The following is a 12,471-nucleotide window of genomic DNA, read 5'->3' on the forward strand; positions in this document are numbered from 1 at the left end:
TATGGAATTTAAGCTCATCATTACCCTTCTTTCCCTTGCATTTGCGGCATTTTTGGTGTTTAAAGAAATTCGCCGTGCAGATAAAGCGAGATTGACTTGGAGATTGATATCATCGGTATTAATGGTGGCAAGTTTTGCGCTTTTAATCCTTCCCATTACCTATTCCGTAAAAAAAGAAGAACCTGCCTATGAGATGAACCTTTTAACGCCAGGGGTTTCAATAGATTCAGTTTCAGCCATTAAGGGGCCTAAGTTTGATTTGGATTCGAGTCTATTTCCGAGTAAAAGAAATTTAAAAATCAACCATATTCCTGATTTAGCGTACTTTTTAAAGGCGCATCCGGAAATTAAAAAGGTTAATGTTTACGGCGATGGCCTTGAAGACGCACAATTACAGGCTTTATCAAATTATCAACGCTCTTTCCATCCATCCGCCAACCCAACTGGTGTTATTGCTGCTAACTGGCCTAAAAAACTGAACGCTTCTGAAGATTTAACGGTGCAAGGTGCTTACAACAATCAAACAAATCAGTCCGTTTGGCTAAAGTTGCGCGGTTTAGGTGCTAATTTAGATTCTGTAGAGGTGATGCCAAATGCCAAGATTAATTTTTCCCTCCAAACCAAGCCAAAGCAGAGTGGGAAAGCGGTTTATCAGCTCATCTCCTTGCAGAAAAGTGATACGCTATCTGCTGATCCTATTCCTTTTGAAGTAGTGAAAAAGCAAGCCATCAGGGTTTTAATATTGGCCTCTTTTCCTGATTTTGAATATAAATTTATTAAAAAATGGCTGTTCGAAAACGGATATCCTGTTGCGTTTAGAAGCCAAATTAGTAAGAATAAATTCAGTACCGATTTTTTGAATACTAAGGCTACTAACCTCAATCAAATTAATCAGTCGATGCTGAAAAATATTGATGTGGTTGTTATCGATGATCAAGAACTTACATCCATTTCCTCATCGGATAAAGCCGCAATATACGGTGCTGTGAATAACGGAATGGGATTAATTGTGAGGGTTACAAATGCTAAGGCCGATGGAACCAAACAAAGCTTCGGTTCATACGAAGTTCTTCCTTCAACTGAAAAACCAGCTGGATTAAAATCTACCGACGGTTTTAAATTCAATAGCCTGCCCTTTACCCAAACTCTTTTCTTGAAATTAGCCGGAAATCATCAACCCATCATCACAGATGAACCTGGAAAAGTTGTTGTAAACAGCCAAATAAGTGGAATGGGTAAAATTTTAACTTCTTCTATTTCATCCACTTACCAATGGCAGTTGGGCGGCAAGCCAGCAGATTATGGGGAGTTTTGGTCGATGTTGTTTGCTAAATCTTCAAGAAAGAAAATTGAAAATCAATCTATCGAGATTCAACCGCAATTCCCATCGGTTAATGAAAAACTCAGAATAATTGTTGATTTAGCCAATCAAAAATTGCCCAAATTGACAATAGATGGTACTGACATATCTCCTAGGCAAAACATAGAACTTCCTTTTGAATGGGATGGTTTCTACTGGCCAAAGCGTTCGGGTTGGGCAAATGCTACAATTAATCAAGAGTCCTCATCCATTTACATCTATCAAAAATCAGATTGGTTAAGTGTAAAATCTATGTTGAAGCAATCCAAAAATTTCAATTTCATCAAAAATCAAGAGCGCAAGAACTGGAAATCATCTAAAATTGAATATTCAGCTGAAGAAGAAATTTCTAAATGGTGGTTTTTGCTGTTGTTTTTGGCTACCTCGGCATTTCTTTGGTACGAATTGAGGGTTTTAGCGAACAAATAAGCAATTGAAACTAAAATGTTATAAACACTAAGCCTTTCGCTTTAAAAAGTTCGCTATATTGGGTTGTTAAATCACCTAAACCGAACCAATTGAAAAGAAAAGACTTCCTCTACCTATCCGGAATGGGTATGGGCGCTTTGATGCTACCAGACTTCTCTGCGTTTGCAAATCCAATCGACCCACTACAAGCCCTAGATCGAGTAGATGTAAAAATCAAAAAAGAACTGGCTGATGTTGCACTAAACGCAGCTAAATCTAAAGGCGCAACCTATGTTGATGTACGCATTGGCAGATATTTAAACCAATTCGTAGCCACGCGAGAAAAACGTGTTCAAGGCGTAGCCAACACCGAATCTTATGGTGTCGGAATTCGCGTTTTGGCAAATGGATGTTGGGGTTTTGCGGCCACCAATAAGGTAACCAAAGAAGACATTGCCAAAGCTGCAGAGCAAGCCGTTGCCGTTGCAAAAGCAAATTCTAAAATTCAGGGCGAGCCCGTTCAACTGGCGCCACAAAAAGGATTTGGCGAAGTAAGCTGGAAAACGCCTATTGAAATTAACGCTTTTGAAGTACCGGTTAAAGAAAAGGTAGATCTTTTGCTCAATGTAAATAATGTGGCCATGCAAAATGGTGCTAATTTTGTAAATTCTGTGCTCTTTGCTGTTAACGAGCAAAAATATTTCGCATCAACCGATGGTTCATACATCGATCAGGACGTTCATCGCATTTATCCAAACTTCAACGTAACCAGAATTGATAAAGAATCGGGCAAGTTTAAAACCCGTAACTCTTTAAGTTCGCCAATGGGAATGGGTTACGAATACATGAATGCCCGCCCAGAAGATAAAGTTGCAGGTATTGTTACGCGGTATAAAGGCCGATACGACATGCTGGAAGATGCAAAGGCGGCTGCAATTGTTGCTGGCGAGAAAGTGAAAGCAAAATCTGTTGAGCCTGGAAAGTACGATCTCGTTTTAGATCCTTCTCACCTTTGGTTAACCATTCACGAGTCTGTTGGGCACCCTACCGAATTGGATCGCGTTCTGGGTTATGAGGCAAACTATGCAGGTACGAGTTTCCTAACACTAGATAAATGGGAATCGAAAAAATTCAAATTTGGAAGCGATAAAGTAAACATCGTAGCCGATAAAACTCAGGTGGGTTCTTTAGGCGCGGTTGGATATGATGATGAAGGTGTGAAATGTAAAAAATGGGATTTGATTAAAGAAGGTGTTCTGGTAAATTATCAGGCCATTCGCGATCAGGCGCACATTATTGGCTTAACAGAATCGCAAGGTTGCTGTTACTCGCAAGGCTGGGATGATGTTCAGTTTCAGCGCATGCCAAATGTTTCATTACAACCGGGAAAAGAAAAATTAAGTGTGGATGATATGATTAAAAACGTAGAAAAGGGCATTTACATCATCGGTGATGGCAGTTTTTCAATCGATCAGCAACGTTACAATTTCCAGTTCGGCGGTCAAATTTTCTACGAAATTAAAGAGGGGAAAATTGTAGGTATGCTGAATGATGTGGCTTACCAAAGCAATACACAAGAGTTTTGGAACAGCTGTACAGCGGTTTGCGATGAAAGCGATTATCGTTTGGGCGGTTCATTTAATGACGGAAAAGGTCAGCCCGCACAAAGCAGTGCCGTTTCTCATGGAAGCTCAACAACAAGATTTAATGGAGTTAATGTTATCAACACAGCAAGAAAAATATAATTATGGCCATATTAAGTAAAGAAGAAGCCCAGGCAATACTCAAAAAAGTTCTCAGTTTTTCCAAAGCAGATTTCTGTGAGGTAAGTTTAAATGGCTCTGATGGAGGAAATATTCGCTATGCACGCAATGCCGTTTCAACTGCAGGGCAAATCAGCGTAATGAGTCTTGGTGTGAGTTCTACCTTCGGCAAAAAAACAGGTTCGGCAACCATAAACGAGTTTGATGATGCCTCCCTTCAAAAAGTGGTAAAAAGAGCAGAAGAACTGGCGATGCTGGCTCCAGAAAATCCAGAGTTTATGCCACCTTTGGGCCCACAAACCTTCCCAGAATCTACCACTTACAATGCAAATACTGCCGCTATGACGCCTGATACCAGAGCCGAAATGGTGGGCAAAAGCTTAAGTGTATCAAAAGCGGCAAATTTAGATGCGGCTGGCTTTTTAGAAAATTCTACCCGATTTAATTCAATCATGAATTCGAAAGGTTTATTTGCGTACAACAAGGGCACCAATGTTTCTTTTTCGGTTACCGTAAGAAATAAGCAAGGTACTGGATCGGGCTATGTTGAGCAAGATTTTAACGATTTATCCAAAATGGATACGCTTGCCTTGAGCAAAATTGCTGCAAGTAAAGCCAATGGATCTGCCGGTGCAAAAGCAATTGAACCCGGAAAATATACTGTTATTTTAGAACCCTTAGCCGCAAGCGATATGCTGGGCAATATGTTCAGAGGCTTTGATGCACGCAGCGCAGATGAAGGCCGAAGCTTTATGAGTAAAAAAGGCGGTGGTACACGCTTAGGCGAACAACTGTTCTCAGAAAATGTAAACATTTACTCCGATCCGCTTAATTTAGACATCCCTTCTGCACCTTGGAATGGGGACGGATTGCCTATTAAAAGAACCCAATGGGTTAAAGATGGCGTGGTTAAAAACCTGTCCTATTCGAGATATTGGGCAGCACAAAAAGGTGTAGAACCTGTGCCTTTTAGTAGAAGCATCGTGGTAGAGGGTGGAACACAGAGCCTTGAAGACCTTATCAAAAGCACAGAAAGAGGCATATTGGTTACCCGTTTCTGGTACATCCGATCGGTTGATCCTCAAACTTTACTCCTAACCGGACTTACCCGTGATGGTACTTTTTACATCGAAAACGGTGAGATTAAATTCCCAATTAAAAATTTCAGGTTTAATGAAAGTCCTGTAATTATGCTAAACAATGTAGAAGCATTGGGCAAACCGGTAAGAACTGGAAGCGGAATGATTCCTCCAATGAAAATTAGAGATTTCACCTTTACTTCTTTATCAGACGCGATATAATTAAATCATTAAATCCATCAAAATAGCGTTGACAAATTCCAGCCAAAATCGTGAATTTGTCAGCGCTTATTACATTACGATATTTTTTACCATCAAATTTCCGAAAATTGAGAAGAAGGGATTTTTTATTTATGACGGGTGTTGGCGTTGGTGCCTCAATGCTCGAAAGCGTACCTGTTTTTGGTCGATTAATTTCAGTAGAGGAAGCTTTAACACCAGTTGATGTTGCGCTTAAAAAGAAAATGGCAGATGTTGCCTTAAATGCAGCAAAATCTAAGGGGGCAACCTATGCCGATGTTCGAATTGGAAGATATTTGAACCAAGTAATTGCAACCAAAGAAAAACGTGTTGAAAATGTGGCCAATGCAGAATCATACGGCTTGGGGGTTCGCGTGCTGGCATTTGGTTCTTGGGGTTTTGCCGCCACCAATAACCTAGATAACGATAGCATTGCCAAAGCGGCCGCTATGGCTGTTGCCATTGCAAAAGGCAATTCAAAAATCATGAGCGAGCCCGTTCAACTTGCCCCACAAAAGGGTTATGGAGAAGTAAGCTGGAAAACACCGCTCGAAAAAAATGCGTTTGAAGTACCCATTACCGAAAAAGTTGAGTTACTGCTCAACGTAAATAACGAGGCTTTAAAGGGTGGCGCTAAATACATCAATTCGAATCTGTTTATGGTAAATGAGCAAAAATATTTTGCCTCTACAGATGGTTCATACATTGATCAAGACATTCACCGCATTTGGCCAACATTTACCGTAACCAAAATTGATGCCGCTGGCGGGAAATTTGAAACCCGAAATGCGCTAAGTGCCCCTATGGGTATGGGCTACGAATACCTGAGCCCAAAAGACGATGAAAAAATTAAAGGCGGTCCCGTTACCATGTACAAAAAACGTTATGATATTTTTGAAGATGTTAAGGAAGCAACCGCCCATATTGATGAGAAACTGAAAGCAAAACCTGTTCAGCCTGGCAAATACGATTTAATTTTAGATCCTACTCACCTCTTCCTCACCATCCACGAATCAGTTGGTCATCCTACAGAACTGGATCGAGTGTTGGGTTACGAAGCCAACTACGCCGGAACAAGTTTCCTTACACTGGATAAATGGGAATCGAAAAAGTTTAATTTCGGAAGTAAAAACGTAAATATCCTAGCCGATAAAACTGAAGTGGGCTCTCTTGGCGCCGTTGGTTATGATGATGAAGGCGTTAAATGTGGCAATTGGGATATCATAAAAGATGGCATCCTCGTTAATTATCAAACCATTAGAGATCAAGCCCATATCATCGGATTGAAAGAATCGCAAGCCTGTTGTTATGCTGATAGTTGGGATAGTATTCAATTTCAAAGAATGCCAAATGTATCGCTTGCCCCAGGTAAAGTTGCTTTAACAGCAGCAGATATGGTCAAAAATGTAGAGAAGGGAATTTACATGTTCGGCCGTAATTCCTACTCAATCGATCAGCAACGCTATAATTTTCAATTCAGTTCTCAACTGGCCTACGAAATTAAAGAGGGTAAAATAGTTGGCATGGTAAAAGATGCGGCCTACCAAGCTAATACTCAAGAATTTTGGAATTCCTGCACGCAACTTTGCGACAAAAGTGATTACCGTTTAGGTGGAACATTTTCTGATGGGAAAGGGCAACCAAGTCAAGTTAGTGCGGTATCTCACGGCAGCGCAACCTCTAGATTTGATGGTGTAAGTGTAATTAATACGGGTAGAAAACTGGGTTAATCCATGTAAGAATTGCTCAGGTAGATTTTTGAGCAATTCTTAAATAAGACTCTCTAAGCAAATGTGCAGCAGGTTGAATATCTGCTTCACTTTTGATGTAGAAACTGATCCAACCAGATTTTTCAAATACATGATGTTGTTCTGCCTTTCCTTCCAAAATTAGATTGTTTTTAGTCTCACGATCAAATAAAATATCTAAAATCCCGTTGCTGTGAACATGGCCAATTTCATTTTTGTGAAAGTTAAATTGGGTTCCGCCAAATTTGTGCAAGGAAATATCTACACCTTCCCAACTCAAAACAATATCCTCTAACGAATCAAGCAAAATTAGTTTTTTAGGTTCAAAAATATACTGCCAAAGCTTTATTCCGCTGTCGAAGATTAAAGCTGTTAATGGGATGCTTTTAATGAAGCCAAGTTTTTTAACTACAAAAGAAAACATTATTGCTCGCTCAGTTCTTTAATATGATCCATAACCCTTAAATGAACATTTCTAGTGATGCTCTCTGCCCAAACATCGTAATACCAAATGGGAAATACCCGAAGTTTATACCAGCTATTGCCAATAAGTGTGGTCGTTCCATTGCCATTGTCTTTTAGCAAAAACTGACCGCGTTTAATGTCTATATGCCCCATAATTTCTGGATCTTGCGGCTGAGCAACAATATCAAACGTTAAATTTTTGTTCACATCAAAGGCTACTATTTTTTCATCGAACGTATAGCCGTTACTAAATATGCATTTTCGCCCAGCCCCGTTATGGTAACCAGTTACAGTAGTTTGCTTTGGACTTGGCATACCAATTTTGAATAACCAATATTGATTTGGCGCGTTGATTTTTTCGAAAGCGACTACATTTTTCCAGATGGTGGAAGCGGGTGCATTGATAATTATCTCATCAGATACCATGTTTTCATAGTGATGATCGGAAATGGAATCAACAACAAAAACCATAAAGAGTAGAGAGACAATACTTACATTTAGGGTTTGATTCTTTTTCCTAAACATCATCTTACCGATAAAGGAACCCGTAATCACAAAAACGAGAATCAGTGGAGACACAATAATTAAGCAAATCACGCCCTCCCCTAAAAATAGATAGCTCAGCGCAATGGCAAGTAAACTGTTGATTACAGCATAGCCAACAATTGTTTTGGTTTTTAATTTATAGTCGCGCCAAAACCAAGCGCTGATGATCCCCATCAGCATTGGCAGGATTACGAATTGTGAGTACACCAATACCCCTGTTTTTTCTACATGCAATGATCTGTTTATAGCGATAATTGCAAGAATGATGAGATTGGAAATGATAAAGCCTAAAACTTTATTGGATTTAGATGATGGATTCATAGCACTTATTTTAAGTTCAGCCCAAAAATACGCAATAAATTATTAAACTTTCAATAATTACTGAAAATATAATTTAACTATTAAATTACATCTACTCTATACCTTTTGCATTGGTTTTAATGGTGTACAGAGCTTTCGAAGCCGTAATAAACAAAACATCTCGATCTTTCCCTCCAAAGCAAACATTTCCACACCATTCTTCCGGTACATCGATATGACCAATTTTGTCGCCTGTAGCAGTATAAATTGTAACGCCCTTTCCAGTTACGTAAATATTCCCCTCGCTATCTAAAGTCATCCCATCCGAATGCTGAGGCAATACAACCCTTTTATTGCTCAAGCTTGCATCTGCATTAATGGTATAACAATACGTTTGATTTGCACCCATATCTGCCACATATAAAAACTTCCCATCGGGTGTGCCCACAATGCCGTTTGGTTTAACTACATCAACAGCCACAATTCTGGCCTCTTTTTTTCCTTTCGGAAGATAATAAACCAATTGTCTCTCCAATTCTGGTTGCTTTCTTGTCCAGTAATCCCTTTGGTAATATGGATCAGTAAAATAAATCCCTCCTTTGGCATCCAACCAAATATCATTAGGTCCATTTACTTTTTTACCCTCATAATCAGAGAATAACACCTTAACTTTTTTGTGTTTATCAATAGACCAGATTTCATTATGCTCATCGGCACAAACAATTAACTTGCCCTTTTTGTCAAAATAAGTGCCGTTGGCGCGACCCGCTTTATCCATGTATAAGCTGAGTTTCCCATTCGTATCGTATTTCCAGATCTTATCATTCGGCTGATCGGTAAAGAATACGTTCCCCTGTTGATCAACCGATGCACCCTCTGTAAACTTAAACTGCGAAGAAATAAGCTTCAGGCTATCTTGCACAAAAATTGGTTTTTGGGTTAATTGCCCAAAGGAATAAATTGTCTGAATGAGTAGTGAAAAAAGAATAAGATATTTTTTCATGGATTTGATTTGTGAATACACCATATAAATTAATCGCCTATAATGGATTACCAATGATTTTTGAGAGATTTAGCTTACCCTTTTGCCTTTAAGCAACATGCCCAAGGCATCATTCAAAGTTCCAGCTTTCTGTACCTCACCTTCGTTTACAAAATAAATTTCATCCGCATTTTCGATGGTATTTAAACGATGGGCAATAATTACCAAAGTAGTTTCTTTAGAGAGCTTATTCAATATGCTACTCAGCAACTGCTCTGTTATGGTATCAATGTTTGCAGTGGCTTCATCCAAAATCAACAGTTCTGGATTTCGCAAAACGGCTCGCATAAAGGCAATAAGCTGTTTCTGCCCCAAACTTATTCCATCCGAATTTGAAGTAACAGGTGTTTTTAAACCTTGATCGAAGATGGCCAAAAGTGCATTCAGATTAGCATCCTCTATAATTTTTTCTAAAGCTTCATCACTCACATTGGCGTATTGGCTATTTCCATACAAAATGTTGTCTTTAACTGTTCCGGTAAATAGAAATGGCTCTTGCAAAATAAAACCTATTTTTTGAGTCCGTTCGGCAGCGCTGAAGGAGCGAATATCTTTCCCATTAAGCAAAACCGTGCCTTTTGTTGCATCGTACAAACGAGATATAAGAGATGCTGTAGTGGTTTTACCTCCCCCTGTCGGGCCGATTAGAGCATAGGTTTTACCCTTCTCAAATTTCAAATTAATATTGTGTAGAATTTCTTTCGAATCATCATAAGAGAAATGAACATTTTTAAATTCCAACAATGCATCTGAAGTTTCTGCGGTATTGGCCTCAATTTGATTTAAATCAGTTTCTAAAAGTAAAATTTGCGAAATTCTGTCCCAACTTGCCATAGCCACCTGGAAACTTGTCCACAGTGCAGCCAGTTGACGTAAAGGGTTATAAAAATTTGTGGCATAGGATACATAACTCACCAATAAACCAATGGAAAACTCGCCGATAGAAATTAAATGAATGCCGTAAAGCAAAACAATCAATTGGGCCATGCTCGAAAACATGCCATAAACCGGCACAAAAATGTTATTGGATAAGCCAGCCCCTATTGCGGTACGATAATTTTCTTTATTGGCTTGGTCAAAGCGTTTCCTAAAATAATCGCGCCTATTGAAGGCAATAATGACCTTAAAATTGTTAAGACTTTCCTGTACTTCGGCACTTAGCGCACCAACACTTTTTAAATTGATTGCATTTTTCCGTTTAACCCATGGGGACAAGATAACCGTAAACAAAACAATCAATACTGCTGGCGATAGTGCGGCAGCACCTAAATCTATATTTATGCTTAATAGAAAAATTCCTGCACCAATCATAGTCACAATACTGCCAATGAATTGCATTAAGGATTGAGAGAAAAACTGATTCAGTTTATCCGTATCATTATTAATTCTCGAAATTAAATCGCCTGCCTTGTTTTGATTGAAAAAGGAAACAGGAAACTCTTGAAGTTTGTTGAAGATGGCATTTCTTAGGGTAAACAACATTCGTTGACCAACGCCTCCCATCATTTTGGTTTGAATATAACCCGTTACCATTGCCAACATATAAACTGCAAGTAAAAGACCACCAAAAACCAGCACCCCATGAAATTGCTTGGTTCGAATGTAGGCATCAACCGTGTGACCAACAATGAGTGGGCCAACCAGTAAAAGGCCGGAATTGATTAGAATAGCAATCAAGGCCAGCCAAAGGTTCTTCCTTTCTGCCGAAATCATTCTAAGCAAGCGTTTTAGTGCTTTAAGGGTAGATTGCTTTTCCTGCTTGGCAGTAAGCTGGTTAAGATTGTAATTCATAATTGCTTGTGCTCTGCTGTGAATTGTAAATCTGAACATATTCTGGGCTGCTTGCGAGCAACTCGGTGTGTGTTCCTTCTGCGATAACTTCGCCCTGCATTAATAATACAACTTTATCATAATGCTCAACAGATGCTATTTTTTGGGTAATGGATAATAAGGTTAAACCGGGATAATTCTCTTGGATATTAGCCAGTATTCTTTTTTCGGTATTGGCATCCACTCGGGCAGTGAAATCATCCAGCAATAAAATTTTTGGATTTACCGCCAAGGCCCTCGCCAACATAATGCGTTGTTTTTGTCCGCCAGAAAGGCTGCTTCCTCTTTCCGAAACAATGGTATTGAGTTTTTCGGGCAGGGCATCTACAAAATCCCTAAGTTCTGCCGTTTCAATGGCTTTGGCTAACGATTCATCCGTTACCGTATCGCTAAAGGCAATATTTTCCCGAATACTCATGTTAAAAATAATGCTATCCTGAAATACAAAGCCCACCTGTTGGTGAAAATTTTCTTGATTGTACTCGTTAATCCGCCGTTCATCAAACAGAACCTCGCCACTGTTGGGCTCAATTAAACCTGTTAAAATATACAGCAACTGTGTTTTACCTGCCGCCGTCGGACCAATTACGGCCGTTTTCGTTCCACCCATGGCCGAGAACGAAACATTTTTTAAGACGGGCTTTTGGCCAAAACTAAGCGACACATCCTTTACATCGATGTTGCCCTTTAAAGAATTAGTTAAGGTACCAGGATGCTTAATTTTTGGTGCATTTAATACACCCTCAATTCTTTGGTAAGAAGCCGTGGCCTGTGCAATTACGTTACTCATAAAGCCAATAACCAGAATCGGGAAAACAATTAGGGATAAGTAACTACTAAAAGCTGTAAATTCTCCCAAAGTCATGCTATCGTTTATAACAAAATGACCACCTAAAACCAAGATACTTAAGCTCGACAAATTGGCCACGAAAATAATAATCGGGATAAGTCCGGCAAAAAGGCGCAAAATAGATAATCCTAAATCTCTGGCTTTAGAATTGGCATCAATAAACTTATTATACTCAAGCTGTTGCGAGTTGATTACACGAATTAAGGCTGAACCCAGAATGCTTTCGCTAATAACCTTGTTTAACCAATCGATAACTTCCCTGCTTTTTGTAAAAAGCACCCTAACCTTGCTTAAAACATAGTAAAATGCCCCTCCAATAATCGGAACAATTGCAATTACACAAAGTGCAAGTTTCCAATTGATCATTAAAAGTAGGACGCTTGCTCCAACAATTAAAAAAATGGATGATGCAATGGAAACAATGGCCTGAGATACAAACATCTTAATCGAATCTGCATCAGAGGTTAAATTGGTAAGCAATTTTGAAGGGTTCGCCTCTAATACATACGCATGGCTTTGCCTTGAAATCTGGTCAGAAAGTTTTGTTCTCAAATCTTTAGCCACCCTTTCGGAGGCATAAGTTTGCACCACACTTTGCAAATACGTAAAAATAAAAATGAGCACAATGGCAAGCGCAAATTTGATTAAAATCGGCTCAATTTTGAAAGTGCCAGCGGTATAAGTATCAATTCCTTCGGCTATAATTTTGGGTAACAATAGGTTGATACCGTTACTGAGTAAAGCAAAAAAAATGAGCAGAAATATCAATCCTCTGTACTGAGAAAGCAAACTGAATATACTGGGTTTTTTGGCCTTTTTGGGTTTTTCCATGCGGATAAA

The 12,471-nt window shown here is 39.2% G+C and carries 9 protein-coding genes; 4 read left to right on the plus strand and 5 right to left on the minus strand.

The features are described from left to right. Position 1 precedes the first annotated feature (1 nt). The 4 genes from DHW03_RS06720 to DHW03_RS06735 all read left to right on the plus strand — a co-directional run bounded on the left by DHW03_RS06720 (position 2) and on the right by DHW03_RS06735 (position 6,580). Positions 2-1,789: a hypothetical protein gene (locus DHW03_RS06720; RefSeq protein ID WP_109924920.1), complete on the plus strand. Its 1,788-nt coding sequence runs from the start codon at positions 2-4 to the stop codon at positions 1,787-1,789. An 89-nt stretch (positions 1,790-1,878) separates the two neighbouring features. Beyond that, positions 1,879-3,513: a TldD/PmbA family protein gene (locus DHW03_RS06725; protein ID WP_205940964.1), complete on the plus strand. Its 1,635-nt coding sequence runs from the start codon at positions 1,879-1,881 to the stop codon at positions 3,511-3,513. Positions 3,514-3,515: 2 nt separating this feature from the next. Then, on the plus strand, positions 3,516-4,832 hold the full coding sequence (locus DHW03_RS06730) for a TldD/PmbA family protein (RefSeq protein ID WP_109924922.1): 1,317 nt from the start codon (positions 3,516-3,518) through the stop codon (positions 4,830-4,832). 107 nt (positions 4,833-4,939) lie between these two features. Further along, positions 4,940-6,580, plus strand: a complete 1,641-nt coding sequence (locus tag DHW03_RS06735) for a TldD/PmbA family protein (RefSeq protein WP_109924923.1) — start codon at positions 4,940-4,942, stop codon at positions 6,578-6,580. 16 nt (positions 6,581-6,596) lie between these two features. Here DHW03_RS06735 and DHW03_RS06740 read toward each other — a convergent pair whose 3' ends face one another. The 5 genes from DHW03_RS06740 to DHW03_RS06760 form a co-directional block, all read right to left on the minus strand. After that, on the minus strand, positions 6,597-7,022 hold the full coding sequence (locus DHW03_RS06740) for a luciferase domain-containing protein (protein ID WP_240618483.1): 426 nt from the start codon (positions 7,020-7,022) through the stop codon (positions 6,597-6,599). Next, positions 7,022-7,930, minus strand: a complete 909-nt coding sequence (locus tag DHW03_RS06745) for an SRPBCC family protein (protein ID WP_109924925.1) — start codon at positions 7,928-7,930, stop codon at positions 7,022-7,024. Before DHW03_RS06745 ends, DHW03_RS06740 begins: the two co-directional genes overlap by 1 nt. A 91-nt stretch (positions 7,931-8,021) precedes the next feature. Beyond that, positions 8,022-8,912 carry an SMP-30/gluconolactonase/LRE family protein gene (locus tag DHW03_RS06750; protein WP_109924926.1) on the minus strand — a complete coding sequence of 297 codons (891 nt, stop codon included), beginning with the start codon at positions 8,910-8,912 and terminating at the stop codon, positions 8,022-8,024. A 69-nt stretch (positions 8,913-8,981) separates the two neighbouring features. Beyond that, positions 8,982-10,781 (minus strand): ABC transporter ATP-binding protein, encoded by a 1,800-nt coding sequence (locus tag DHW03_RS06755; protein ID WP_240618484.1) that lies wholly within the window; start codon positions 10,779-10,781, stop codon positions 8,982-8,984. After that, positions 10,726-12,462, minus strand: a complete 1,737-nt coding sequence (locus tag DHW03_RS06760) for an ABC transporter ATP-binding protein (RefSeq protein ID WP_109924928.1) — start codon at positions 12,460-12,462, stop codon at positions 10,726-10,728. The genes DHW03_RS06755 and DHW03_RS06760 overlap by 56 nt, the downstream gene beginning before the upstream one ends. Positions 12,463-12,471: the final 9 nt, after the last annotated feature.

Source organism: Pedobacter yonginensis (genome assembly GCF_003173595.1).
In the GTDB taxonomy this organism is placed as follows: domain Bacteria; phylum Bacteroidota; class Bacteroidia; order Sphingobacteriales; family Sphingobacteriaceae; genus Pedobacter; species Pedobacter yonginense.